Annotated in this window: 21 protein-coding genes; 8 read left to right on the plus strand and 13 right to left on the minus strand. The window is 69.9% G+C overall.

Annotated elements, in window-relative coordinates; all coding sequences use genetic code 11:
- The first annotated feature begins 4 nt into the window (after positions 1 to 4).
- Complete coding sequence (locus tag D7Y13_RS04965; protein WP_233595408.1) at positions 5 to 2,611, plus strand: adenylate/guanylate cyclase domain-containing protein; 2,607 nt, start codon at positions 5 to 7, stop codon at positions 2,609 to 2,611.
- On the opposite strand, the gene D7Y13_RS04970 is transcribed toward D7Y13_RS04965, so the two are convergent.
- From D7Y13_RS04970 to D7Y13_RS05000, 7 genes are all read right to left on the minus strand, one after another.
- Positions 2,608 to 2,970: a (2Fe-2S) ferredoxin domain-containing protein gene (locus D7Y13_RS04970; RefSeq protein ID WP_120583020.1), complete on the minus strand. Its 363-nt coding sequence runs from the start codon at positions 2,968 to 2,970 to the stop codon at positions 2,608 to 2,610. The two genes, D7Y13_RS04965 and D7Y13_RS04970, sit on opposite strands and share 4 nt — an antisense overlap.
- Positions 2,971 to 3,144: 174 nt before the next feature.
- Entirely contained in the window at positions 3,145 to 3,921 is a 777-nt protein-coding gene (locus D7Y13_RS04975; protein WP_120532070.1) for a NuoI/complex I 23 kDa subunit family protein, read from the minus strand.
- Between the two features lie 48 nt (positions 3,922 to 3,969).
- On the minus strand, positions 3,970 to 5,415 hold the full coding sequence (locus tag D7Y13_RS04980; RefSeq protein ID WP_120583019.1) for a complex I subunit 1/NuoH family protein: 1,446 nt from the start codon (positions 5,413 to 5,415) through the stop codon (positions 3,970 to 3,972).
- Positions 5,416 to 5,417: 2 nt separating this feature from the next.
- The gene (locus D7Y13_RS04985) at positions 5,418 to 7,310 is read right to left on the minus strand and encodes an NADH-quinone oxidoreductase subunit G (RefSeq protein WP_120583018.1); all 1,893 of its coding nucleotides are present in this window, start codon (positions 7,308 to 7,310) and stop codon (positions 5,418 to 5,420) included.
- Positions 7,307 to 8,566 (minus strand): NADH dehydrogenase (quinone) subunit D, encoded by a 1,260-nt coding sequence (nuoD, locus tag D7Y13_RS04990; RefSeq protein ID WP_120532073.1) that lies wholly within the window; start codon positions 8,564 to 8,566, stop codon positions 7,307 to 7,309. Before nuoD ends, D7Y13_RS04985 begins: the two co-directional genes overlap by 4 nt.
- Positions 8,567 to 8,577: 11 nt before the next feature.
- Positions 8,578 to 9,096 carry an NADH-quinone oxidoreductase subunit C gene (locus D7Y13_RS04995; protein WP_120532092.1) on the minus strand — a complete coding sequence of 173 codons (519 nt, stop codon included), beginning with the start codon at positions 9,094 to 9,096 and terminating at the stop codon, positions 8,578 to 8,580.
- A 170-nt stretch (positions 9,097 to 9,266) separates the two neighbouring features.
- On the minus strand, positions 9,267 to 10,580 hold the full coding sequence (locus tag D7Y13_RS05000; protein ID WP_233595407.1) for an adenylate/guanylate cyclase domain-containing protein: 1,314 nt from the start codon (positions 10,578 to 10,580) through the stop codon (positions 9,267 to 9,269).
- Between the two features lie 113 nt (positions 10,581 to 10,693).
- Here D7Y13_RS05000 and D7Y13_RS05005 point away from each other — a divergent pair, with 113 nt between their 5' ends.
- Both D7Y13_RS05005 and D7Y13_RS05010 read left to right on the plus strand, forming a co-directional pair.
- Positions 10,694 to 12,937 (plus strand): sulfatase-like hydrolase/transferase, encoded by a 2,244-nt coding sequence (locus D7Y13_RS05005; RefSeq protein WP_120532074.1) that lies wholly within the window; start codon positions 10,694 to 10,696, stop codon positions 12,935 to 12,937.
- Positions 12,927 to 13,295, plus strand: a complete 369-nt coding sequence (locus tag D7Y13_RS05010; protein WP_233595406.1) for a PaaI family thioesterase — start codon at positions 12,927 to 12,929, stop codon at positions 13,293 to 13,295. The genes D7Y13_RS05005 and D7Y13_RS05010 overlap by 11 nt, the downstream gene beginning before the upstream one ends.
- 83 nt (positions 13,296 to 13,378) lie before the next feature.
- Here D7Y13_RS05010 and D7Y13_RS05015 read toward each other — a convergent pair whose 3' ends face one another.
- Both D7Y13_RS05015 and D7Y13_RS05020 read right to left on the minus strand, forming a co-directional pair.
- The gene (locus tag D7Y13_RS05015; RefSeq protein ID WP_120532076.1) at positions 13,379 to 13,942 is read right to left on the minus strand and encodes an NADH-quinone oxidoreductase subunit B; all 564 of its coding nucleotides are present in this window, start codon (positions 13,940 to 13,942) and stop codon (positions 13,379 to 13,381) included.
- A 6-nt stretch (positions 13,943 to 13,948) separates the two neighbouring features.
- Positions 13,949 to 14,317: an NADH-quinone oxidoreductase subunit A gene (locus D7Y13_RS05020; protein ID WP_120532077.1), complete on the minus strand. Its 369-nt coding sequence runs from the start codon at positions 14,315 to 14,317 to the stop codon at positions 13,949 to 13,951.
- 242 nt (positions 14,318 to 14,559) lie between these two features.
- Here D7Y13_RS05020 and D7Y13_RS05025 point away from each other — a divergent pair, with 242 nt between their 5' ends.
- Positions 14,560 to 16,107: a methyl-accepting chemotaxis protein gene (locus D7Y13_RS05025; protein ID WP_120532078.1), complete on the plus strand. Its 1,548-nt coding sequence runs from the start codon at positions 14,560 to 14,562 to the stop codon at positions 16,105 to 16,107.
- A gap of 14 nt (positions 16,108 to 16,121) precedes the next feature.
- Here the strand turns inward: D7Y13_RS05025 and D7Y13_RS05030 are convergent, their stop codons facing one another.
- The gene (locus D7Y13_RS05030) at positions 16,122 to 16,949 is read right to left on the minus strand and encodes a PHP domain-containing protein (protein ID WP_120532079.1); all 828 of its coding nucleotides are present in this window, start codon (positions 16,947 to 16,949) and stop codon (positions 16,122 to 16,124) included.
- A 197-nt stretch (positions 16,950 to 17,146) separates the two neighbouring features.
- Between D7Y13_RS05030 and D7Y13_RS05035 the strand changes: the two genes are divergently transcribed.
- The 3 genes from D7Y13_RS05035 (at position 17,147) to D7Y13_RS05045 (ending at position 19,517) form a co-directional block, all read left to right on the plus strand.
- A complete protein-coding gene (locus D7Y13_RS05035) occupies positions 17,147 to 18,370 on the plus strand; it encodes a deoxyhypusine synthase family protein (RefSeq protein WP_120532080.1) in 1,224 nt (407 codons plus the stop codon).
- A 47-nt stretch (positions 18,371 to 18,417) separates the two neighbouring features.
- Complete coding sequence (locus D7Y13_RS05040) at positions 18,418 to 18,855, plus strand: OsmC family protein (RefSeq protein WP_120532081.1); 438 nt, start codon at positions 18,418 to 18,420, stop codon at positions 18,853 to 18,855.
- Between the two features lie 134 nt (positions 18,856 to 18,989).
- A complete protein-coding gene (locus D7Y13_RS05045; RefSeq protein ID WP_120583017.1) occupies positions 18,990 to 19,517 on the plus strand; it encodes a hypothetical protein in 528 nt (175 codons plus the stop codon).
- Between the two features lie 12 nt (positions 19,518 to 19,529).
- Here the strand turns inward: D7Y13_RS05045 and speA are convergent, their stop codons facing one another.
- Positions 19,530 to 21,539: a biosynthetic arginine decarboxylase gene (gene speA / locus D7Y13_RS05050; protein WP_120583016.1), complete on the minus strand. Its 2,010-nt coding sequence runs from the start codon at positions 21,537 to 21,539 to the stop codon at positions 19,530 to 19,532.
- Between the two features lie 236 nt (positions 21,540 to 21,775).
- Here speA and clpX point away from each other — a divergent pair, with 236 nt between their 5' ends.
- Positions 21,776 to 22,849 carry an ATP-dependent Clp protease ATP-binding subunit ClpX gene (gene clpX, locus D7Y13_RS05055; protein ID WP_120532084.1) on the plus strand — a complete coding sequence of 358 codons (1,074 nt, stop codon included), beginning with the start codon at positions 21,776 to 21,778 and terminating at the stop codon, positions 22,847 to 22,849.
- Here clpX and D7Y13_RS05060 read toward each other — a convergent pair.
- Both D7Y13_RS05060 and D7Y13_RS05065 read right to left on the minus strand, forming a co-directional pair.
- Positions 22,839 to 23,600, minus strand: a complete 762-nt coding sequence (locus tag D7Y13_RS05060; RefSeq protein ID WP_120532085.1) for a CvpA family protein — start codon at positions 23,598 to 23,600, stop codon at positions 22,839 to 22,841. The two genes, clpX and D7Y13_RS05060, sit on opposite strands and share 11 nt — an antisense overlap.
- Before the next feature lie 27 nt (positions 23,601 to 23,627).
- Positions 23,628 to 24,343: DnaJ domain-containing protein (locus D7Y13_RS05065; protein WP_439329227.1), on the minus strand; the 716-nt coding region annotated here is incomplete at its 5' end.

A 24,343-nucleotide genomic window follows, 5' to 3' on the forward strand; every position in this document is an offset into this window, starting at 1 on the left:
GCCCGTGCAACGCCTCCGCATCCACTCCTCCGGCCGCCGCTTCCTCCACCGACTCGGCTTCTCGCTCGTCCAGGCGGCCGTGTTCGGCTGCCTGCTGGGCCTGCTCGTGTCCCAACGCGTCTCGCGCCCGGTGCGCCCGGACGACACGCCCGCGCCCCTGCTGTCGCCCTCGGGCTTCGTGGAGATGCTGTCCGGGTGGATCGACAGCGGCGAGCGCGTCTTCTACGACTGGCGCATCCGCCAACTGGGCGAGCGCTCCGAGCGCTCCGACCGCGTGGTGCTCGTCTCCATCGACGATGACACCCTCGCGGAGGCCCAGCAGGGCCCCCGCGCCGACATCGCCGCGTACCCGTGGCCGCGCCAGGTGATGGGCGGCATGGTGCACCGGCTGGTGGAGGAGGGCGCCTCCGTGGTGATGCTGGACTTCGCCTACCCGGAGCTCAGCCCGCGCGCCTGCGTCACCCCCACCCGCACCGGCCGGGGCGCCCTGTCCCAGGACGACGATGCGCTCCGGGCCCTCCTGGACCAGGACCCGGGCCACTCCGTGCTCGCCTTCCGCTGGGGCGCGGAGGGCACCCGCAGCCTGCCGCCCACCGGCCGCCTGTGGCCCTACCGCGTCCGCCTGGGCAGCTACCCCGGCCCCACCGAGGCCCGGGTGCGGGCCCAGTCCGTGCTCGCCCTGCAGCGTCCCGCCTTCCTCATCCCCGCCGGCAAGGGCCTGGAGGTGTGGGCCGGCGTCGCCGACGAGGGCGAGGGCCGCAGCCTGGGCGAACAGCTGGGCTCTGGCGCCGCGTCCATCCAGGAGCGCCGCGCCGCGGACGATGCCTTCCGCGTGGCGCCGTCGGACCTGTTCCTCGCGCTTGCCTCCGTGCAGGTGGCGGGGTTGGATCCGGAGAAGCTCCTGGAGGTGCGTCAGCTCCAGCACCCGGTGACGCCGCTGCTGGGCACCTCCAGCGGCTACGGCGCCACCACGCTGCCCGCGGACCCTGACGGCGTGGTGCGCGGCGTGCCCCACCTGGTCGCGTACAGCCCGCGCGGCGGCGAGCGCTACGTGCTGCCCTCCCTGCCGCTGGCCGCCGCCATGCGCCTCGCGGGCACGCAGAAGCTGCGGTACGCCGACGGGCGCCTCTTCATCGGGGACACGTACTCCGTGCCCATGGACGCGTCCGGCTACAGCCTGCTGCGCTGGGAGGCCCCGTCCGCCACCCGGGGCGCCCGGGGGCCGCTGGCCCGCTCCATCCGCGCGTGGAACGTGCTGCTGAACCTCTTCGACATCCAGGCGGAGCGTCCCGCCCGGTTCGACCACGACCTGGACGGCCGCGCCGTCATCCTCACCAACACCAGCAGCTACGCGCCGGAGCGGCGGGTGACGCCCATTGGCCCCGGCATCGCCAACGGCGCCATCCTGGGGCAGGCGCTCGCCAACATCCTCGCGTCGGACGGCATCGTCCGAGCACCGCCCCGCGTGGACATGGTGGCCACGATGGGACTCGCGTTCATCGGCGCGTTCCTGGCGCTGTCGTTCAGCTGGCTCTTGCGCTCGGTGTGGGGCGCCTTCCTCTTCGTCAGCGTGGTGCTGGCCGCGGGCGCGGGCTACGTCGCGGGCGCGGGCTGGTTCTTCGTCAACGAGCGGCTGTGGATCGCCGTGGCGGGTCCGCTGGGGTCCATGGGGCTCGCGTTCCTGGTGACGACCGTCTACGCCTTCCGCACCGAACAGGACGTGCGCGACTTCGTGCACAGCGCGCTGGGCCGCTACGTGAGCCCGGACGTGGCGCGGCTCGTCGCGCGCGACGTGAGCCTGATGCGGCCGGAGCGCCGCAAGATGACGGTGTACCTCTGCGACATCGAGGGCTTCACCCGTCTGTCGGAGGTCCTCCCGCCCGAACAACTGGTGCCCCTGCTCAACACCTTCCTCACGGAGATGACCTCCGTGGTGCGCGCCACGGCGGGGCAGGTGGACAAGTACATTGGCGACTCGGTGATGGCCTTCTGGGGCGCGCCCGTGCGCACGGACCGCCACGCGCACCTGGCCTGTGAAGCGGCGCTCAAGCTCCAGGCCGTGCTCGCGCAGCGCCAGCCCGTCTGGGAGAAGCAGTTCGGTCACCGGCTGTGGGTGCGCGCCGGCATCGACACGGGCGACCTGCTGGTGGGCGACATGGGCAGCGAGCTCAAGTCCCACTACACCGTCATGGGGGACGCGGTGGGCATGGCCGGCCGGCTGGAGGGCGCGAACAAGCAGTACGGCACCCAGGTGCTGGTGGGAGAAGCCACCGCGCAGCTCGCCAGCGACGCGTACGTCTTCCGCGAGGTGGACCGCGTGCTCGTGCGCAACCGCGAGCAGCCCGTGCGCGTGCACGAGCTGCTGGGGCGCAAGGGCGAGTTCTCCCCGGAGAAGCAGGCCGGCATGGCCCTGTACGAGAAGGCCCTCACCGCCTACTACGCGCGCGACTTCCTGGTGGCCCAGGAGCTGTTCCGCCGCTGCACGGTGGAGCACGGCGACGCGGTGGCCCGCGTCTACATCCAGCGCTGCCAGGGCTACATCCTGACGCCGCCGCCCGCGGACTGGGACGGCGTCATCCGCTGGCGCCGGCGCAGCTCCGACGGCGGTTAGTCGTCGTCGCCGGAGTCCGGCTGGCCGAACAGCTCCTTCACCGGAGCGTCGTCCTGGATGTGCTCGCCCACCACGCGGAGCATCTTCTCCGCCGTCATGCCGGAGTAGTACACCTCACCGGGCCACCCCATGAGCTGGTAGTCCTCCGGCGACAGCGGGTCGCGTTTGCGGCCCGTGTCCTCGCGCACCACCACGTTGGGCCCCATGTGGCAGAAGCCGTAGCAGCCGCCCCGGTACAGCTCGCAGCGCGTCTGGAGTCCCCGCGCCGCAAGCGCCTCGCGCGCCGCCACGTGCACCGCGTCCGAGCCGGCCTCGCGGCAGCTGGAACCCTTGCACACGGACATCCGGTAGCGCTTCATCGGAGGACCCGACGCGCCTGGTTGGCACCACGTGCATTGAAGAGCTTCAGCGTCACCACATGCCCCCTGAAACGGCGGCGGCCCGCCCTTCCATGAACAAGAGGAAGGAGGCGGGCCGGGATGCGTGCGAAGGGGCGGAAGAGGACAACCCGCCCCGTAGGGTGCTGCCAGACGCTACTTGAGGAACTTCGTCACCTGGATGGGACCCTGCTGCGTCACCACCGCCTGCCCACCCGAAGGCAGCGCCTTGCCGTGGCCGTGACCACCGCCGTGGCCGTGGCCACCGCCCAGCGAGTGCGGCGTCTTCAGCTCCACCAGGCCCTCGCCGATGCGCGTGTGCGCTTCCTTGTGGACGTGGTGCGGCTCCGAGGAGCTGTCGCGCTTGTTCCACGGATCCGACGGGTGCGAGACGGCCGGCCCCTTGAGCAGCTTGGGGATGTCGTAGACGAAGTTCTGCCGGTTGTACTCGGACGGCGTGTGCATGTACGTGTCCATGCGGATGGCGTCCTTCGGGCACGCCTCCACGCACAGGCCACACACGATGCAGCGCAGCTCGTCGATGACGAACTGGGTCGGGTACTTCTCGATGACGGCCGACTCCGAGTCGGCGTCCGTCGTCTCGTACTCACCCGCCTCGATGTAGATGCACTGCGCCGGGCAGATGGTCGCGCACATGTAGCAGGCCACGCAGCGCGGCTTGCCGTCGTCGCGCGGAACCAGCCGGTGCAGGCCGCGGTAGCCCTCCGGGTAGATGGGCTTCTCTTCCGGGTACTCCACCGTCGTCATCAGGTTCATGCCCGTGCGGTCCTGAACCTGGGGGTTCGGGTCGCGCGTGCCGAACATGTTGCGGAAGAAGTGCTTGGTCGTGATGGCCAGACCGCGCAGCAGCTCCGGGATGTACATCCGCTCGCGGATGTCCGTGCGCGGGTCCTGGGAAGCATTGAACGCCATGGTGTCTTGTCTCGCTTCCGGCGAAGGGCTGTGCCGGACGGAACGCCGCTAGTGCGCGCCCGCCGGGGAATGGGAGTGGGGGTCCGCGTGCGCCGGCAGGCCGTGCCCGCCAGCCGCCGGCAGCCCGTGGGCGTCGTGCCCATGGCCGTGCGCCGTGTCGTGCGCGCCCGCCGCCTTGGTCCCCTTGGACATCGTCAGGGCCACGACGAAGCCGATCTCCAGCAGGCCCACGATGCCCAGCATGCGCAGGGACGGATCCCACAGCACCAGCGCTCCGCTAATGAACACGTTCGCGAGGCCCGCCGGCAGGAGGATCTTCCAGCCCAGGTTCTGGATCTGGTCGTAGCGGAAGCGCGGGAAGGTCCAGCGGATGACCAGCTGCACCCAGATGAGCAGCACGACCTTGATCCAGAACACCGTGCCCAGGATGGTGCCGTACAGCCAGCCGTGCTCCTGCATCAGGGGCTGCGCCGCCAGCCACTCACCGCCGAAGGGCAGGTGGTGACCGCCGAAGAACAGCGCCGTCGTCACACCGGCCAGCACCACGACCTCCATGAACTCGGAGATCATGAACATGCCGAACTTCATGCCGGAGTACTCCACGAAGTAGCCGATGATTTCGGACTCGCCTTCGGGCGCGTCGAACGGCGCGCGCTTGGTCTCCGCGAAGGACGCCACGAAGAATGCGATGAAGCCCAGCGGCTGGATGAAGATGCCCCACGCGGGCAGCCCCAGGTCGAACGCGCCGTCGGAGCGCCACAGGTAGCGCGCCTGCCCGGTGCCGGCGACCAGCGCGTTGCCCACGTCACCCACCAGCGCGGGCATCTGCACGGAGGAGAACGCCAGGAACAGGCCCACCAGCGCCAGGCCCAGCGCCACTTCGTAGGAGATCATCTGCGCGGAGGCGCGCACGCCGCCCAGCAGGGCGAACTTGTTGTTGGAGGACCAGCCGGCCAGCGACGTGCCGTAGACCGCGAGCGACGCGATGGCGAGCACGTACAGCATGCCGAAGTCCGGCGTGGCGACGACCATGTCCACGTGCTTGCCGAACACCGTCACGGACGGGCCGGCGGGCACCACCGCGAACAGCGCGAACACCGGCGCGAACGCGAGGACGGGGCCCAGGTTGAAGAGGAACTTGTTCGCCGTGCCGGGGACGAAGTCCTCCTTGGTCAGCATCTTCAGCACGTCGGTGATGATGTGCGGGATGCCGCCCAGGGAGCGGTTGCCCAGGCCCGGGATGGCCAGACGCGCGCGGTTGGGGCCCACGCGGTCCTGCATGAACGCGCTCCACTTGCGCTCGGCGAGCGTGAGGAGCGTGGCGATGATCATCACGAAGGTGAGCATCAGGAAGAGGATGTTCGTCAGGCGGCTGGCGCCCGTGAACAGGTGCTCTTCCACCAGCCCGCCCACGAGGTACGCCGTGGCCACCCCGCCCGCGAGGGCGAAGATGCAGAAGGCCATGGCGAACAACATTGTGAAGATGCGGTTCATGGTCAGATGCCCCTCACGCGCGGCGCGCCGAATTCACGGTAGCCCGGCGGACGGCCGTCGGCCCCCGACGGCAACGGATTGATGCCCGGCTTCTCCCGGTCCGGCGGAGAGGCCTTGTCCCAGTTGAACTCGGCGAACTCGGACACCTGCCCGGAGAGCGCCCGCCACACGTCGCGCGCGGAAGCGTGGGCAGCCTCGCCCCCCAGCTCGCGCGTCAGCTCCGTGGCCCACTTCCAGTGCGGCGAAGCGTCGCCCTTGGAGGGGTACGCCTTGCGGAAGCGCTGGGTGATGCCGTCCTGCTGGGTGAACGTGCCCTCGTCCTCGATGTGCGCGCTCGCCGGCAGCAGCACCGTCGCCTGCGCCGTCACGGGGGACTCGTTCTGCGCCTGCGCGACGAACACCTCCAGCTTCGCCGCGACCTCGGCGAAGGCGGCCGCGTCCGTGGGGACCTCGGTGCCCACCGCGTACAGCGCCTTGACCTTGCCGGCGTTGATGGCGGAGGTGAGCTCCTCGAAGGACTTCACGGACAGCCCCAGGCCCTTGGCGACGAGCGCCAGGCCCTGGCGGTTGGGGTTCTTGTCCGCCGTCATCAGGTAGTGGTCGGCCTTGCCCTGCGGCCGGCCGCCCACGAACACCGTCGTCACGCCCAGGCTCGCCTTGGCGAACGTCAGGCCCGCGAGCAGGTCCTCGTTGGACGCCAGCGGCGAGGCCAGCACCGCGAGCTGCGAGGAGCCCACGAGCGGCTTGAGCGCCTTGGCCGCGGCCACGGCGGCATCCTTGCGCGTGAGCGCCGGCTGCACCGTGTCGCGAGGCGCCGCGCGGCGGCCCACCTGGGCGGCCAGCACGCGGCCCACGTTCAGGTCGCGGTAGGACAGGCGACCCTGGTCGCACATCCAGCTCTTGTTGATGGCCTCGTTCTCACGCGGGCGGTAGCGGTAGGTGTCCTGGGACATCCAGTCCGCGGAGATGCTGCAGCCGCGCGAGCAGCCCGTGCAGACGGACGGCGTGGCGGACAGGAACCAGGAGCGCGCCTTGAAGCGGAAGTCGCGGCTGAGCAGCGCGCCCACCGGGCACACGTCCACGGTGTTGAGCGAGTAGTTGCTGTCCAGCTCGTTGCCCGGGAACACGTCGATGCGCTCGTGGCTGCCACGGCCGAAGACGCCCAGCTGCGGCTCCTTCGGGATCTCGTTCATGAAGCGGACGCAGCGCGTGCAGATGATGCAGCGCTCCTGATCCAGCACGACGCGGGGCCCCAGCACCTTGCGCTTGTGCTTGAGGGCCTTGGTGCCCTCCAGGCGCGACGGCCGGTAGTCGTACTTCATGTAGTAGTCCTGCAGCTTGCACTCACCGGCCTGGTCGCAGATGGAGCAGTCGACCGGGTGGTTCAGCAGCAGGAACTCCATCACCGAGCGCTGCTGCTCCTTGACCTTGGGGGTCGTGGTCTTGATGACCTGACCCTCGGCCATGGGCGTCTGGCAGGCGGGGACGAGCTTGGGCGCGTTGGACGCCTCGATGAGGCAGATGCGGCAGTTGGCCGCGATGGAGAGGCGCGGGTGGTAGCAGTAGTAGGGGATCTCCGAGCCGACCGTCTTGGCCGCCTCGATCATGTTCGTCCCCGGCTTGACCACGACCTCCCTGCCGTCGATGACCGCCGTCACGAAGCCCGGGTTCTTGGGCTGCGGCTTGGGCGGAGGACCGCCGGCCGGCGCTCCCGCCGGCTTGGGCGGAGGCGTGCCGGTGGGGCCGCTGGCGGCCGCCGGAGGGTTGTCCATCTTCGGCCCGGCGGGCGGGTTGGACGGCTCCGAGCCAACCTTGGCCGCGGGCGAGTCGGTGGGAGCGCCCTTGGGGGGCGTCTGCGCGTCACCGGTGGGCTTCTTCGTGTCGTTGTCGCTCACTGCTCGACCTCGCCGCCGATCATGTTGATGGTGTCAAAGGTGGGAACGAGGTCCGCCAGCATCTTGCCCTGGATGATGTGCGGCAGCGCCGCGAGCACCGGGAAGCCCGGGGCCCGGACGTGGACCTTGTACGGCCGGCCGCGACCGTCGCTCACCAGGTACCAGCCCAGCTCGCCGTTGGAGGCCTCGGTGGCGTCGTAGACTTCACCGGGGGGCACCTGGATGCCCTCCATCACCAGCTTGAAGTGCGCCATCACGCCTTCGATGGTGCCGTACACCTCCGGCTTGGGCGGCAGCGCGATGCGCCAGTCATCCACGATGATGGGGCCGGCCGGGATGGTGTCGATGGCCTGGCGCAGGATGCTGATGGACTGACGCATCTCCTCCAGGCGCACGAGGTAGCGGTCGTAGTTGTCGCCGTGCTCGCCGACCACCGACTCGAAGTTGAAGCGCTCGTAGACCCAGTACGGGTGCGTCTTGCGCAGGTCGTGGTCGATGCCGCACGCGCGCAGGGCGGGGCCCGTCCAGCCGTAGTCGATGGCGTCCGCGGCGGAGATGACGCCGGTGCCCTTGGTGCGGTCCACGAAGATGCGGTTGCGCGTGAGCAGCCCGTCCATCTCCTGGAGCAGCTCTTCGGTGCGGGTGAGGGTCTTGTGGACCTTCTGGATCCAGCCTTCCGGCAGGTCGCGGTTGATGCCACCCACGCGGCCGAAGCTGGTGGTGAGGCGCGCGCCGGTCAGCTCCGTGACGCGGTCCTGGATGAGCTCGCGCGCTTCCATGCCGTAGAGGAACGGCGCGAAGCCGCCCATCTCCAGGCCGGTGGCGCCCACGCACGTCAGGTGGTCGGTGAGCCGGTGCAGCTCACTGCCGATGACGCGGATGTACTGGGCGCGCTCGGGGATCTCCAGGCCGATGAGCTTCTCCACGGCGTTGAGGAACCCGAAGTTGTTCATCATCGCGGACAGGTAGTTGAGCCGGTCCGTGTACGGCAGGCACTGCGTCCAGGTGACGTTCTCGCAGCTCTTCTGGAAGCCGCGGTGGAGGAAGCCGATCTCTGGATCGATCTTGACGATCGTCTCGCCTTCCAGCTCCACCTTCAGCCGCACGGTGCCGTGCGTGGCCGGGTGGGACGGGCCCATGTTGATGACCATGTGCTTCGACTGGAGATGGGCTTCGAGCTCCGACTCCTCGTGGGCGAACCCATCCGTGTCGGGGTTGAAGGGCTTCGTCGCGTCGGTGTTGTGGCTGTCGGCCATGGGAGGTCTCGTCAGGCGACGCCGCTGGTGCCGGGGCCGCGGAAGATGTCCTTGATGGGGCGCTCGGGGATCAGCGGCTGCCGGTCACGCAGCGCGTAGTCCTTGCGCAAAGGGTGGCCCTGGAACTCCTCGTACAGGAGGATGCGGCGCAGGTCCGGGTGGTCCACGAAGCGGATGCCGTAGAAGTCGAACGCCAGGCGCTCCCACCAGTTGGCGCCGCGGTACACCGCCGCGAGGGAGGGCACCTCGGGCCGGGTCTCGGTGACGCGCACCTTCAGGCGCACGTGCTCCTTCCGGCTGAGCGAGTACAGGAAGTAGACGATCTCGAAGCGCGGATCGTTCTCCGCCAGGTGCAGGCGGTCCACGGCGTCCGCGGAGCCGAACAGCTTGAAGTCCAGCTCGGGATCCATCTTCAGGAACGTGGCGACCTTCGGCAGCCACTCCGCATGGATGACGGCCCAGGCTCCGCCAGCGCGGTCCACATAGCGCTCCGCGACCGCCTCGGGAAACTGGGCGGCGACCCGGTCCAACGCGAAAATGCTCAAGGGGGGCCTCGAATAACGACAGAGGAAACCGCGGCTTTATAAGGACCGTTCGCGGGAGGCGTCAACGTAAACCCTCAACCATGTAGGCCACTTAGGTGGCCCAGTAGCCCGCGTCGCGATCAACCCCCTGCCTGGTGACAGGCAGGCGGCGACGCTCAGGCCGCGGCGCCTGCTCCCAGGGCCGGCGCTTCCTCGTCGGTGGAGGGGACGAAGGTCACCACCGGCTGGCTCTTGCCGGGGACGATGGCGACCGGAGCGGGCTCCCAGCGGAAGGCGTCCCCCGCCCGGTCGCGGGTCGCCTGGGAGACGAGCACGGCCACCCCGAAGCCCTTGGTCAGCCGCTCGATGCGGTTGGCCAGGTTCACCGTGTCGCCAATGGCGGTGTACTCCAGGCGCCGGAAGGGCGAACCGATGTTGCCCAGCACCACGGGCCCGGAGTGCACGCCCACGCCCATGCGCAGGCCTGGCTCGCCCCGGGCGGCGCGCTCGGCGTTGACAGCCTCCAGTTCGCGCACCATCTCCAGCGCGCACCGGGTGGCGCTCCGGGCATGGTGGGCGTCCGGCAGCGGGGCGCCGAAGTACACCATGAGTGCGTCCCCGATGAACTTGTCGAGCGTGCCGCCGTGGCGGAACACCACCTCCACCATGCGGCCGTAGTACTCGTTGAGGATGGTGACCACCTGCTCGGGGGGCAGCCGTTCGCTCATCGAGGTGAAGTCGCGCACGTCCGCGAACAGCACGGACACCTCGCGCAGCTCCGGGGTGGGGGAGTCGCGGTCCTGGAGGCGCTCGGCGACGGCGGGGGAGAAGTAGCGGCCCAGGCGCGCGCGCTGGAGTTCCTCGTTCGTGACCGCGGCGGACAGCGAGCGGATCCGCTGGAGCAGCCGGGCCGCGCCCGCCGCCGTCATGGCCAGCATCACCGCGCCGGCCACCTGGGCCCCACCCCCGATGGCGGCCTCTCGCTGGAGCGCCACCTCCGCGACGACGGCGATCGCCGTGACGAGCAGCATCACGGGCCGGCGCAGGCTCAGCGCGGACAACAGCACCAGCGCCGCGAAGATGCCCAGCGTGAAGCCGGCCACTCCGCCCGGAGAGGGGGACACCGGCAGCGCCAGGTGCTGGAGCCAGTACACTGCGGGTACGTCCACGAACGCGACGGACAGCGATGCCCAGCGGGCGATGCGCGCGGAGGCGGTCACCGCCACGGCGACGACGGATGTGCAGACCAGGTACAGCGCGAACGGCCCCAGGTAGACGTCCCAGTCATGCAGGTCGCGCCCGCGACCCAGGTAGACCGCCATCCCGAACAGGACGCTCACCGCGCCCAGGCGGACCCAGGCCAGATGGCGGCCATTGGATTGACGCTCCACGTCGAGCGCGCGGCGTACGGACTGCTGGAGGCTGTCGCTGGGCGTGGTGGTGGATGGCAAGCGGTCCCCCCGACCGACGGACGCGTCGGCCTGGAACATCCCAGGGCCATCTTGCAACGAGTGGGATGCCGACGCACGTCGGGGAGTCCCGGAAAGCCCGGTGGAACACAGACGTGGCCAGGGAATGCCCGGACAGAGTAGACGCAGGGGTCATGTCCGTGCGGTCCGTCGCCTCCTTCCTCCGCGCCGGTTCGGGGCGCCTGGCCCTGGGCTCCCTGCTGGGGCTCCTGTTGTTCGCCGCCGAGACGGCGTGGTTGCTCAAGGCCGGGGTGGTGGGCGTGGACATCCCGCTCGACGGCCCGTACGCGGCGCTCGCGGCGGCCGTGCGTCCGTTGCTGCCGGGCGTCGTCCTTCGCGTGGCCACTGTCTATCTGGTGGCGGGTGGACTGCTGGGGCTGGCCGCCGCGGTGCTGGCGCGGGCGTGGATCCGGCGCGGTGGGTGGGCGGCGCTGGGCGTGACGATCCTGCACTGGGTGGGACTGCTGCTGTTCTGGGCCTGGGACCGGGCGCTAGCTCGGCCCGCGCTCTTCGATGATCTGCCGGCGGTGCGGCCGGTGCTGGCGTGGTTGGTGGATCACGGCGAGCCATGGCAGGCGCGCGCGGCGGCGGGTGCGTGGGTGGCCGTGCATCTGACGGTGCTGGGCGCGCGGGCGTGGTTGGCGTTGCGCCGTGGGGCGGGGCAGGTGGCTTCGGTGCCGACCCCGGGTTCGGCTTCCGTGCCTGCTTCGGCAGCCACTCCTGCGTCGGATGCATCCGTCGGGCAGGGAGGGGGCTTCGGCTGGTGGATGGTCGGCGCGGGAGTGGCGCTGGCGCTGGGCGCGGGAGTCGTGGTCCGCCCCTCCACGAAGCCGGACCGCAAGCCGCTGGTGGTGGTCATCGGCATCGATGCGTTCCGTCCGGACCGACTGGGCCGCACGGGTCGCGGGGTGGCTCCGCACGTGGAGCGCTTCCTCCAGGATGCGACGCTGTTCACCCGGGCCTACACGCCGGTGGCGCAGACGGAGCCCGCGTGGCGTTCGCTGCTCACCGCGCGCTGGCCGTACCGCACCGGCGTGCGCTACCCGCTGACGTCCGATGCGCGCGTGGTGCTGGCACCCACCTTCGCGGACCGGTTCTCGGAGGCCGGCTGGCGCACGGTGTTCGCCACCGACTGCTCGCGCTTCCACTTCGAGGGTCCTGCCTCCGGCTTCACCCGTCGCTGGCAGCCCCCACGCGGCGCGCTCAACTTCGCGCTGGAGAAGCTGCGCTACCGGGCCCTGGGCCTCTTCGCCGACAACTCCGTGGGCGCCGCCTGGGTGCCGGAGTTCATCGACAACCGCGCGCTGGCCGGCATCCATGATCCGATGGGCTACGCCGAGCGCCTGTCCCACGGACTCGTGTCGGAGGCCTCCGAGGGCCCGCTGCTCTTCGCCTTCCACGCCACGGCGGCGCACTTCCCCGGCGACCCGGTGTACCCGTTCTACCGCCGCTACGTGCCCCCCACCGAACCGCTGGACCGCCGGCTGCGCATGCACTTCGCCCCGGTGACGCCGGGTGCGAAGGGCGCCTGGAACCGCGAGGGCTCCGAGGGCCTCTACGACGAACTCCTCGCGCAGGCGGACGCGCAGGTGGGTACGCTGCTGGACGCGCTCCGAAGCTCCGGCCGCTACGACGACGCCCTCATCGTGCTGCTGTCGGATCACGGCGAGAGCTTCCACGCGGACCGACCGGACCTGGCGGGCGCGACGTCCGTGCACGGAGCGCGTCTGGGCGAAGAGGAGAACCGCATCCTGCTCGCGGTGAAGCTGCCCGGAGGCCGGGGCCTGGGGCCCGCGCAGGTGGATGCGCTGGCGCGCCTGGTGGACGTGGGCCCCACGCTGCTGGAGCTGTCCGGCCTGCCCTCGCTGCCGGAAGTCGACGGCCTGTCGCTCACGCCGCTCCTGCGCGGAGAGGAGCGCCCGTTCGCGCCGCTGTACGCGGAGACGGGCTACACGCACGTGAGCCCGGAGGTCTTCGACCCCGGCCACTGGCCCGGCGCGCCGCGCACCTTCGACGCGTACCGCCTGCGCCCGGATGGCGTGGTGGAGATGGGCGAGGTGGCCGACGCGGCGGTGCTGCGCGAGAAGGACTCGGGCGCCTTCGACGGCGAGCGCTGGTGGGTGGACCGGCCGCAGGCGGACGGCTCCCTGCGGCGGACCTGTTCGGGCGACTGTGAAGGGGCGGACGCGGAGGCGCTCGCGGCCTGGCTGGACGACGTGCGCGAGCGCACCGCCGGGGCCGCTTCACGTAGAGTCGCCGGCCATGTCGACGACCGAAACCCCCGGCCTCCAGGAAACGTACGCCCCCCACAACGCCTGCTTCGGGTGTGGCCCGGCCAACCCGAAGGGACTGCGCATCCGCAGCCGCGTGGAGGGTGACCTCGTCGTCGCGGACTGGACGCCGGAGGACCACCACCAGGCGTTCCCCGGCGTGCTCAACGGCGGCATCATCGGCGCGCTGCTGGACTGTCACAGCAACTGGACGGCCGCCTACCACCTGATGAAGGCGCAGGGCGCGGACTCCCCGCCGTGCACCGTCACCGCGGATTACGCCATCGTCCTCAAGCGGCCCACGCCCATGGCCGGGCCGGTGCACCTGTCCGCGAAGCCCGTGGACATCCAGGGCGACCGCGCCGTCATCGAGGCCACGCTCACCGCGGGCGGCAAGGTGACGGCCACCTGCCGGGGCACCTTCGTCGCGGTGAAGGAAGGGCACCCCGCGTACCACCGCTGGTAGCCCCTGGAACGCCGCGGGCCCCGACACCGGCCTCGTTCAAGAGGCGGCGCGGGGCCCGTTCGGATCAGCGTGAGGGTGAAGGACTACTTGCCGCTGGAGAGCAGGCGGGCGTGGTCGGCCGCCGTCTGGTTGGGCTGACCGGTGTCGCGCAGGCGGTGCACCTGGTTGCCGATCTTCTCCTGCAGCAGCATCAGGCCGTCCAGCACCTGCTCTGGGCGCGGCGGGCAGCCGGGGATGTAGACGTCCACCGGGATGATGCGGTCGATGCCCTGGAGCACCGCGTAGTTGTCGTAGAAGCCGCCCGAGGACGCGCACACGCCGAAGGACACGACCCACTTGGGTTCGGTCATCTGCTCGTAGACGCGCTTGAGGATGGGGGCCTGCTTCAGGTTGATGGTGCCCACCACCATCAGCAGGTCCGCCTGACGCGGCGAGAAGCGCGGGAACTCCGCGCCGAAGCGCGAGATGTCGTGCCGGCTGGCGGCCACGGACATGTACTCCATGCCGCAGCAGGCGGTGGCGTACGGGTACGTGAAGAGGGAGTACTTGCGGGCCCAACCCAGGCCCTTGGACACCAGCTTCTGGAAGAAGCCCGTGGCCTCGTCCCGGCGGGTGGCGATGATCGGAGCAATGTCGGTGTCAGCCATGATGTCTCAGCTCTCCCAGTCCAGGGCGCCCTTCTTCCAGACGTAGATAAGGCCCACGACCAGGGTCGACGCGAAAACCAGCATCTCCGTGTAGCCGAACCAGCCGAGCGCCTGGAAGTTCACCGCCCAGGGGTACAGGAACACCGCTTCCACGTCGAACACGATGAACAACAGCGCGATCACGTAGAACTTCACGGCGAAGCGCTGACGGGCCGGACCGCTCGACTCGGAGCCTGCTTCGAAGGGGGCCGACTTGGTCGTGCTCGGGCGCTTGGGGCCCAGGCGGCTGGTGACCTGCGGGATGATCATCGCGAGGACGCCGGCCAGCAGGAGCACCACCAGCAGCGGCAGGTACGGTGCGAGGGGTGTAGTCATCGGGCGCGGAACCTAATGACACCGCTGGCGCCGTGTCAAAGGGAAACGCCCCCGCCCCGGAAGCGCCAACCCCTTGAGAAGACGGCCGAAATGCCGCGCCCATCAGGCCCGCTCATCCGCCTGCCGCTCCGCTCCGACCGCGCCCGCACGCCCCGGGCGCGACATCTCCAGGCGGCGTTTGACGCTGGGGGGGGCCACGCCTAGCGTCACGGGCTTCCGATCATCGCCTGGGAGCACCCGACATGTGGGGCCGTCTGAGTTTACGGATGCAGGTGGCGATCGCGGTGCTGCTTCCGTGCCTCGCGGTGGTGTTCTTCAGCAGCGTGTACTTCCCGGCCCGGCAGCACGCCGCCGCCCTGGAGGTGCTGTCGCGGCGGGCCCTGACGGTGGGGACGCTGGTGTCCCGCCACCCGGCCATGACGCTCGCGGACACGTCGCCGGAGGCCCGCGCGCGGCGCGATGACGTCTTCGCCCAGGTGGAGTCCGGCGGCTTCACGCTCCTGTTCCAGGAGCTGTCCCGCGAGGACGGGACGGTCATCGAGTCCCGGGGCCGGGTCCCGGCAAGCCTGGCGCTGCCGGCGGCTTCCCCGTCCGGCGGGTGCACGGTGGCGCGGCCTCCGGAGTCGGTGGTGGTGCGCTGTGAGCATGGCGGCCTCGTGTACCGCGCGGGCTTCGGCACCCAGGAGGTGCAGGCCGCGATGTCCGCGACGGAGGGCTATTCGCTGCTGGGCTACCTGGGCGCCGCGGTGCTGGGCCTGGGGCTGGCGGTGATCATCAGCCGCGCCATCGCGGACCCCGTGTCGCGCGTCACGCAGGTGGCGCGCGAGGTGGCCCGGGGCGACGTGTCCCGGGGCGAGCTGGACGTGTCCGCCGCCGGCGAGGTGCGGCTGATGGCGACCTCCTTCAACGAGATGCTGGGCACGCTGCGCTCCACGGTGATGGAGCTGGTGTCGCGCACCGAGCAGCTGTCCAGCGCGTCGCGCGGCCTGATGGGCGCCTCCGCGGATCAGGAGCACGTCATCAGCCAGCAGGCGGCGTACGCGCAGCAGATCGCCGCGACCTTCGAGGAGCTGAGCCGCACCGCCGAGCAGATCTCCTCCTCCACGGAGGTGGTGGAGACGAGCGCCCGGCGCACCCACGACGCGGTGGCGGAGGCGATGGCGGTGGTGGCCCAGGTGGTGGGCGGCATCAACGACATCCGCATCGAGTCCAAGGGCGTGGCGGACGCCATCGTCGGGTTGAACAAGGACCTGCAGCAGGTCTCGAAAATCGCCCAGGTCATCAACCAGGTGGCGGAGCGAAGCGACCTCCTGGCGCTCAACGCGGCGCTGGAGGGCACCAAGGCGGGCGACGTGGGCCGGGGCTTCTCACTGGTGGCCGCGGAGATGCGCAAGCTCGCGGAGAACGTGTCCGCGTCCGCGCGCGACATCGCCCGCATCGTGGAGAAGGTGCAGGACTCCGGAGAAGAGGCCGCGTCCAAGGCCCGGGTGGGCATGGCGACGAGCGACCGGGGCGTGGAGGTGGCCGAGCAGGCGTCCGCCGTCTTCCTGCGCATCGTGGACCTGGCGCGCGGCACCAGCGAGGCGGCGCGGCAGATCACCATCGCCACGCGGCAGCAGCGTCAGTCCAGCGAGCAGGCGGTGCAGGGGGCCCGCAACGTGGCGGACCTGGTGAAGCAGGGCGTGGACGCCACCGGGCGCACCACCCGCATCGCCCAGGACCTCCAGTCCGTCGCGGAAGGGCTCACCGCCGTGACGAGCCGCTTCAAGACCCAGTCACCGCGCTCCTGAGCGCGGCGGGCGCTTCAGGCCGAGGCGGACGGCGCGCGGGCGCGCAGCTTCTGGAACAGCTCCGGGGGCATGGCCGCGACGCCCAGGCGGTGGTCCGGCGACACCTCCTCGCCGTGGAAGTCGCTGCCGAAGGTGGGCACCAGGTCGAACTCCGCCGCCAGCGCCAGGTACTTCTGCCGCAGGCCCGGGTTGTGGTCCGCGCTCAGCACCTCCAGGCCGGACAGGCCCGCCAGCGCCAGCGCCTTGATCTCCACGCGCTCCATCTTCGACGAGCCGGGGTGGGCGAGCGTCGCGGTGCCGCCCGCGTTGCGGATGAGGCGGATGGCCTCCGCGCCCTCCAGCTTGAAGCGCTCCACCCACGCCGCGCGGCCGGTGCCCAGGAAGCGGTCGAAGGCGGCCTTCATGTCGATGCACCAGCCCTGGTTCACCAGCACCCGCGCCAGGTGCGGCCGCCCCAACTGCGCGTCCCCGGCCACCTTGAGCACCTGCTCCATGCGCACCGGGAAGCCCAGCTCGCGCAGGCGCGCGACCATGGCCTCCATGCGCTGCGTGCGCTCGTCGCGCAGCCGGTCCGCGAAGCGCGCCAGCTCCGGGTCCTCCGGGTGCAGGAAGTGACCCAGGATGTGGGCCTCCTTGCCGTGGACGAAGGCGGACAGCTCGATTCCGGGCACCAGCTCCACGCCATGGGCGCGGGCGGCCTCCCGGGCCTCGGCGAGGCCCGCCACCGTGTCGTGGTCCGTCACCGCCAGGACCGTGACCCCGGCGGCGGCGGCGCGCGCCACCAGCGTCGCGGGCGGGTACTGGCCGTCACTGGCGGTGGTGTGCGAATGCAGGTCGATCATGGCGGGCCCTCCAGGGGGCCGTGCGGGAAGGCAGGCACTCTTATGCCATGTCCATGCGACAGGGGGCCGGAAGAGCGGGCCCTGTGTGAATCAGCACGGACAGCGGTTTGTTCCTGTCGCCTGCCTGCCTCTTGGGGAGGGGCTGGGTTGAAGCCGGGCCTCCCCTTGTCCGCTCGGCGGTGTTAGATCGCCGCGCCATGGCCAAGACCCCGACCCCGAAGAAGTCCACCCTTCGCGCCGCCTACGCGAACGCGCGCAAGGCCGACCCTCGCCCCATCACCGGCAAGGAGAAGCCGGCGGAGCTGCTCGCGCACGCGTTCAGCGCCTATGTGGGCCGGCAGGAGCGCACCGCGTTCGAACTGATGCAGCAGTCGGTGCAGCAGGACGCGTCCATCTTCCTGACGCTGTCGGGCGCGATGACGCCCGCGGGCCTCCACCAGTCCTGCCTCATCCCGCTGGTGGAGAAGGGCATCATCTCCGCCATCACCACCACCGGCGCGAACCTCTACCACGACGCCCACCGCATCATCGGCCACGGCATCCGCGAGGTGAACCCCAACGCGGGCGACCTCCAGTACCGCCTGGCGCGCATCATCCGCATCTACGACCTGGGCTTCTGGGAGGAGGCGCTGCTCGACACCGACCGCCTCTTCTCCGCCATCCTGCGGCAGCCCCAGTTCCAGAAGAAGATGACCACGCCGGAGTTCCACTACCTGCTGGGCAAGGCCATCCACGGCATCGAGAAGGAGCTGGGCGTCAAGCAGCCCTCGCTCCTGTCCACCTGCTACAAGCACGGCGTCCCCATCTGGGTGGGCGCGGTGCAGGACGGCTCCATCTTCCTCAACGTCGTGAAGCTGAAGCGCCTCCTGGGCGACGAGTTCAAGTTCGAGCTCGACATCAACGAAGACGTCTTCTCCATGGCCGCGATGCAGCACTACTGCCGCCACAACGGCAGCGGGAAGCTGGCCATCTGGATCCTGGGCGGCGGCGTGCCCAAGAACTACACGCTCCAGGGCGAGCCCCTGCTGGATCAAATCCTCAACGTCCCTACGTCGGGCTTCGACATCGACGTGCAGTTCTGCGTGGACCCGGTGGACAACGGCGCGCTGTCCAGCTGCCCGGCCGGTGAGGGCCACACGTGGGGCAAGGTGTCCGTGGAGGCCGTGGAGACGGGCTCCATGTACGTGCACTGCGACGTGACGGCGGTGTTCCCCTGGCTCACGCACGCGCTGTTCAGCGAGCCGAAGAACAAGCGCAAGCCCATGCGGCTGATGGACAAGATGGACGACGCCGTGAAGTTCCTGGACGCGGACGTCAAGAAGCGCAGCAAGGCGCTGATGAAGACCCTGGACTGGAGCGTCGAGGAGGCCGAGCCTTCCACCAAGAAGGACGCGAAGGCCCACGACGCCTACGTCCGTTAGAGAAGGTCCCCCTTCCTCGCAGTCCGCGAAGTCCCAAGGAGCCGGTGATGAGTGTTCAGCCTGCAGCGCCCGCGACGGGCGTGGTGATGACCCTGGTGAGCGCCCCGCAGTTCAAGACCCAGGTGACGCACGGCCCGTCCGGCGCGACGCTGCCCACGGAGGCGCCGAAGGACAACGGCGGCACCGGGGGCAGCTTCTCCCCCACGGACCTCGTGGCCACGGCGCTCGCCTCCTGCGTCGTGACGACCATGCACCTGACGGCGGCCCGGGAGGGCATCACCCTGGGCGAGGTGAGCGCGAAGGTGGAGAAGCGGATGAGCCCGCCGCCGCGCCGCATCGCGGAGCTGGTGCTGTCCATCCTCATGCCCTCCGGCCTTGCTCCGCCCCAGCGGGCCCTGCTGGAGAAGATTGCCCATGAGTGTCCGGTGTCGCGCAGCCTGCACCCGGACACGAAGGTGACGGCGTCGTTCGGCTACCCGGACTGAACCGCTGTGCCGGGGCGGAGGGCGGGGGCCTGTCTGGCCGGCTGCCCTCCCGCCCCCGGATTCAAGATGCCGCCGCGCGGCCGAGTGCCCACCCTGGGCTGAAGCTTTTTGAAGCTCTGGGGAGGACACGCCGCATGAACCTGAAGCGACTGGGCATCTACCTGAACGACCACCTCCTGGGCTCCACGGTGGGTGTGGACTTGGCGCGCAGGACGGAGCACGAGAACCGCAGCAACCCCGTGGGCGCCTCTCTGTCCTCGCTGATTCCGCTGCTGGAGCAGGACCGCGCCACGCTCCTGGCGGTGATGTCCGCGCTGGAGGTGAAGCCGGATCCGCTGAAGGTGGGCGGCGCGTGGGTGGTGGAGAAGCTGTCGCGGCTGAAGCTCAATGGCTCCTGGCTGCGCTACTCCCCGCTGAGCCGGCTGGTGGAGCTGGAGGGCCTGTGCGTGGGCTCCCACGGCCGGGTGTCCCTGTGGAAGAGCCTGGAGAAGGTGGCCGCGAAGGATCCGCGCCTGGCGCGGTTCGACTTCGCCTTCCTGGCCGAGCGCGCGGACGGACAGCTGCTCATGCTCCAGAACCTGCGCCTGCGCGCGACGGAGGCCGCGTTCATGGACACGTCCGTCGAGACCGGCGAACAGGTGCCGGCCCCGACGGAGGCCTGAGCCTTCAGGGCATCAGGTGCCCGAGGGTGACACCGGAGGACGGACACCGCCGTTTTCGGGCCCGGGCAGCAGGCGCAACTGGCTGGCGGAGGTGTACGTCGCGTCCACCTCGCGCTCCAGGTACGTGTAGCCCGACAGGCCGTCCTCGTAGACGCGCAGCAGGTTGCGCGACTCGTCCAGGGTGATGCGCCCCTGGCGCAGCGCCAGCTCCGTGAACTTGCGCAGCTTCGCGACGAGGTCGTCCTTGTTGTAGCTGACGTAGTTGAGCACCTCGGTGACCGTGTCGCCCGCGACGACATGGTCGATGAGGTAGCCGCCGCCCGGCGCCAGCGACACCTGCACCGTGTGCGTGTCCCCGAAGAGGTTGTGCAGGTCGCCCAGGATCTCCTGGTACGCGCCCACCAGGAAGATGCCCAGGTAGTAGTCGTCGCTGTTGAGCGCGTGCAGCTCCAGCGCGTCCTTCACTTCCCGCTTGTCGATGAAGTGCTCGATCTTCCCGTCCGAGTCGCAGGTGATGTCCGCCAGCGTCGCGCGCCGGGTCGGCTTCTCCGCGAGGCGGTGGATGGGCATCATCGGGAAGAGCTGATCAATGGCCCACGAGTCCGGCAGGGACTGGAACACGGAGAAGTTGCAGAAGTAGGTGTCGCTGAGCTGCTTCTCCAGCGCCTCCAGCTCCTCCGGAATCTCCCCGGACTCGCGCGCCACGCGAAGGATCTTGTGGCAGATGGCCCAGTAGAGGTTCTCCGCCGCCACGCGCTGCTCCAGCGACAGGTGGCCCAGGCTGAAGAGCTGGAGGCTCTCCTCCTTGGCGTCCTGCGCGTCGTGGAAGGCCTCGATGACGTTCTTGTTCGTCACCTCGCGGAAGGTGGACCAGAGGTTGCGCACCACGGAGGGCGCCTTCTCATCCACCTTGTCGGGCGTCTGCGTCGGGTCGAACTCGCTCGTGCCCAGCACGTCCACCACCAGCACGGCGTGGTGCGCGACGACGGCGCGGCCGGACTCGGAGACGAGCGTGGGGTGCGGCACGCCCGCGCGGTCGCAGGCCTCCATCACGCCGAAGACGACGTCGTTGGCGTACTCCTCCGTCGTGTAGTTCATGGAGGAGGCGAAGTTCGTCTGGGAGCCGTCGTAGTCCACGCCCAGGCCGCCGCCCACGTCCAGGTACTTCAGCGGGGCGCCCTGGCGGGCCACCTCCACGTAGAAGCAGCCCACCTCGCGCAGCGCGTTCTTCACGTTGCGGATGTTGGAGATCTGGCTGCCCAGGTGGAAGTGCAGCAGCTCGAAGGAGGCCAGCAGGCCCGCGTCCTTCATGAAGCCGATGCAGGACATCAGCTCCGACGAGGACAGGCCGAACTTGGAGCGGTCGCCTCCGCTCGCCTCCCACTTGCCGGCGCCGCGCGTGGACAGCTTCACGCGCATGCCCAGCCGGGGCGCGATGCCGGTGCGGCGGGCGACCTCCGCGATGAGGGGCAGCTCGCTGGGCTTCTCCACCACGAGGATGACGTTGCGGCCCAGGCGCGAATAGAAGAGCGCCGTCTCGATGTACTCCTCGTCCTTGTAGCCGTTGCAGATGACGAGCGCGTCCTCGTTGTCCAGGAGCGCCATCACCGCGAGCAGCTCCGGCTTGCTGCCGGCCTCCAGCCCGTAGGTGAACTCCTTGCCCGCCTCGATGATGGTCTCCACCACGTAGCGGTGCTGGTTCACCTTGATGGGGTACACGCCCCGGTACAGGCCCTTGTAGCCCTGGTCCGCGATGGCCTTCTTGAACGCGTTGTTCAGGTGGACGACGCGGTGGCGCAGCACGTCCGTGAAGCGCAGGAGCAGCGGCAGGCCGATGCCCCGGCGGCGGACCTCGTCCACCAGCTCCTTGAGGTCCATGCTCGGAGCGGTGGGCCCGTCCGGGTGGACGCACACGTGGCCCTTGTCGTTGATGCCGAAGTAGGGCGAGCCCCAGTTCCGGATTCCGTAGAGCTCATGGGCATCGGCCAGGGTCCAGCGGTGCTGAGGGGCGGTAGCGGCCATCGTTGTTTCGTTGCCTCCGGGTAGGGGCCTGCGGCGGATGGAAACTCCCATGAACAAGGGAGGGGGGCCGGACTATCGGAAACGTCCCGGGCATTCAATAGCCGCCTGTTCGTGGAGCAGGCAGGCGGGCAGGGGCCCCCGTTCCAATGCTGGCCCTGCTGGGCCGGTCAGCATCCAATTCCTACCCTTCCACCTGGGAAGCCCAGGGAGGCCGAGTGGAGAGAAGGGGAGGGTACATGGAGTCGTCCGCACGCAGGGAAGAAGCACCTTTGACCCCGCGGGAGATCTTCGAGCGGTTGGATCGCTTCGTCATCGGACAGGACGCCGCGAAGCGCGCGGTGGCGATCGCGGCGCACAACCACCTCAAGCGCATCCAGGCACGCCGGATGCGCCGTCAGTCCCTCATCAAGAAGTCCAACATCCTGCTCATCGGACCCACGGGCAGCGGCAAGACGCACATCGCACGCAACCTGGCGGACATCCTCAACGTGCCCTTCACCACCGTGGACGCCACCGAGTACACGGAGGCGGGCTACTACGGGAAGGACGTGGAGGTGATGGTGTCCGACCTGCTCTTCAAGTCGAACCACTCCGTGGAGGACACCCAGCGGGGCATCATCTTCATCGACGAGGTGGACAAGATCGCCCGCCGCACGCAGGGCGCCCGCAACGGCGCTGGCAGCCGCGACATCGGCGGTGAAGGTGTCCAGCAGTCGCTCCTGAAACTGCTGGAAGGGCGCGAGGTGCACGTGCCCATGAACGTCACCCAGGCGTGGAACAAGAGCGACTTCGTGCAGGTGGACACGCGCGACATCCTCTTCATCTGCGCGGGCACGTTCAGCGACCTGCACGACTTTGGCGACGACGGCGGCCGGGCCATGGGCTTCGGCGCGGACGCGACGGGCGCGAAGCGCAAGGAGAAGCGCATCTCCACGAAGCAGCTGGTGGACTTCGGGATGATGGCGGAGTTCCTGGGCCGCATGCCGGTGATGGTGCAACTGGAGCGGCTGGGAGAGCCGGAGCTGTTGCGCGTGCTCACCGAGCCGCCCGATGCCATCACCCGGGAGTTCAAGGAGCTCTTGTCCCTGGACGACATCGAGCTGGAGTTCCCGGAGGCCGGCCTGCGCGAGGTGGTGCGCTACTCCGTGGCGCGAGGGCTGGGCGCGCGAGGCCTGCGCTCCATCCTGGAACACGTGATGTCGGACGTCATGTTCGAGGCGCCCGAGCGCCGGCACCGTCAGGTGGCGGTGGACGCGGAGTTCGTGAAGGCGCGCCTGTCCAGCCTGGACGACGTCGAGCTCAACGCTTGACGGACGTCTTCTCCGAGGCCCGAGCGGCGGCGCCCAACCGCGCCGCCGTCTGCGGGTCCTGGATGAGCTGAAGGATGGCGTCGTTGCGCAGCAGGGCCTGGGAGTCGCCGCGCTGGAGGGCGCCCTTGAGGTCCTGCTGCTTGAGGGCGGCCTGGAAGCGCGGATCCTTGAGCAGCGCCTTGAAGGCCGGGTCGTCCTGGAGCTTGCGCGCGCGCTCCGGGTCCTGGGTGGCCTGGGCCACGCGGACCAGGTCCTTCAGGGGCGCGAACTGGGTGAGTTCGAAGAGGTTGTAGCGGCGGGCCATCTCGAAGGAGACGGAGCCCATGGGGGACACGCCCACGCGCTTGCCGGCGACGACGACGTGCTGCTCCAGGAAGGTGAGCGCGCTCAGGCTGACCCAGAAGATGGCGGCCATCTTCCCGCTGCCCAGGACGAAGCCCAGGGTGCGGTCCAGGCCGCGCTCGTCCGGGTTGCTCCCGGAGAGGAAGCGCACGAGCAGCGCGCTCAGGGCGTAGCGCACGGTGAGCCACGTCACGACGAAGAGGAGCACCGTTCCGGCCAGGGTGCCCACGAGCAGCGGGGCGCCCATGGCGACGGCGAGCTTGGGGCCCACGATGGGCGCGAGCTTGCGCGACACGAAGTAGCCCACCGCGAGGCCCGCGGTGTTGGCCACCTGCCGGGACGCGCCGGACATGGCGCCCAGGATGCCGAAGAAGAGCACCAGGCCCAGGAGGATGAGGTCGATGACCATGGATGGGACTCCCGGTGCCGCGCGCGCTCAGCGGATCTTGAACGACGAATCGCCCTTGGATTTCTCCGCGGTCTGCTTCTGCGCTTCCGCGAGGGTTTCCTTGTAACGGGCGTTGGAGGGCTCGTAGGTGAGCGCCATCTTCAGGTTGCGTTCAGCGGCGGAAGGGTTGCCGGCGTCCAGGTCCTTCTGGGCCTGCGTGTAGAACTGACGGCCCTTGGGGTGGGTGCCGATCTGCTCTTCCTGCTCCTTCTTCACCGCGGCCTTGGTCTCTGCTTCGGAGGCGTCGGTGAAGCGCAGCTTCTGCGCGCGGTCCGGACCGGCGATGTCCACGAGGTACTTCTTGCGCTTGGTGTCGTCGCGCAGGACGTAATAGGCCTCGGTGATGCGCTTGTAGAGCTCGTGCACCTGCTCCTTGAGCGCCTTGGACTCCAGTTGGAAGAAGCGGTCCGGGTGGTAGACGCGGCTCTCCCGGTAGAAGGCCTTCTTGATGTCGGAGGGCACGGCGGAGCGCTCCAACCCGAGCAGCTCGAAGTAGTCCGTCTGGTCCAGCTTCGCGCAGCGGGACTCCAGCTCCGCGAGCTGCTCCAGGGTGAGCGCCGGGCCTCCGGCCGCAGAGGGCGGAGGCGGCGGGGTGAGCGCGGCGACCGACGGCACGTTGCCGGGCACGGGCGGCGGCGTGGGCGGACGCGCGGAGCCGGCGGGCGCGATGGCGGGCAGTGACACCGTGGGCCGGTTGCCAGGGC

Origin of the sequence: Corallococcus praedator (genome assembly GCF_003612125.1) — a bacterium.
Taxonomy (GTDB): domain Bacteria; phylum Myxococcota; class Myxococcia; order Myxococcales; family Myxococcaceae; genus Corallococcus; species Corallococcus praedator.

What these genes read in the sequence shown, in the direction of transcription:
- D7Y13_RS05005 (WP_120532074.1), top strand. Translation starts at nt 10,694, where the DNA reads ATGTCCGTGCGGTCCGTCGCCTCCTTCCTCCGCGCCGGTTCGGGGCGC.
- D7Y13_RS05020 (WP_120532077.1), bottom strand. Translation starts at nt 14,317, where the DNA reads ATGACTACACCCCTCGCACCGTACCTGCCGCTGCTGGTGGTGCTCCTG.
- D7Y13_RS05045 (WP_120583017.1), top strand. Translation starts at nt 18,990, where the DNA reads ATGAACCTGAAGCGACTGGGCATCTACCTGAACGACCACCTCCTGGGC.
- D7Y13_RS04970 (WP_120583020.1), bottom strand. Translation starts at nt 2,970, where the DNA reads ATGAAGCGCTACCGGATGTCCGTGTGCAAGGGTTCCAGCTGCCGCGAG.
- D7Y13_RS05030 (WP_120532079.1), bottom strand. Translation starts at nt 16,949, where the DNA reads ATGATCGACCTGCATTCGCACACCACCGCCAGTGACGGCCAGTACCCG.
- D7Y13_RS04980 (WP_120583019.1), bottom strand. Translation starts at nt 5,415, where the DNA reads ATGAACCGCATCTTCACAATGTTGTTCGCCATGGCCTTCTGCATCTTC.
- D7Y13_RS05060 (WP_120532085.1), bottom strand. Translation starts at nt 23,600, where the DNA reads ATGGTCATCGACCTCATCCTCCTGGGCCTGGTGCTCTTCTTCGGCATC.
- D7Y13_RS05035 (WP_120532080.1), top strand. Translation starts at nt 17,147, where the DNA reads ATGGCCAAGACCCCGACCCCGAAGAAGTCCACCCTTCGCGCCGCCTAC.
- D7Y13_RS05015 (WP_120532076.1), bottom strand. Translation starts at nt 13,942, where the DNA reads ATGGCTGACACCGACATTGCTCCGATCATCGCCACCCGCCGGGACGAG.
- D7Y13_RS05000 (WP_233595407.1), bottom strand. Translation starts at nt 10,580, where the DNA reads ATGTTCCAGGCCGACGCGTCCGTCGGTCGGGGGGACCGCTTGCCATCC.
- speA (WP_120583016.1), bottom strand. Translation starts at nt 21,539, where the DNA reads ATGGCCGCTACCGCCCCTCAGCACCGCTGGACCCTGGCCGATGCCCAT.
- D7Y13_RS05040 (WP_120532081.1), top strand. Translation starts at nt 18,418, where the DNA reads ATGAGTGTTCAGCCTGCAGCGCCCGCGACGGGCGTGGTGATGACCCTG.
- nuoD (WP_120532073.1), bottom strand. Translation starts at nt 8,566, where the DNA reads ATGGCCGACAGCCACAACACCGACGCGACGAAGCCCTTCAACCCCGAC.
- D7Y13_RS04975 (WP_120532070.1), bottom strand. Translation starts at nt 3,921, where the DNA reads ATGGCGTTCAATGCTTCCCAGGACCCGCGCACGGACATCCGCGAGCGG.
- clpX (WP_120532084.1), top strand. Translation starts at nt 21,776, where the DNA reads ATGGAGTCGTCCGCACGCAGGGAAGAAGCACCTTTGACCCCGCGGGAG.
- D7Y13_RS05025 (WP_120532078.1), top strand. Translation starts at nt 14,560, where the DNA reads ATGTGGGGCCGTCTGAGTTTACGGATGCAGGTGGCGATCGCGGTGCTG.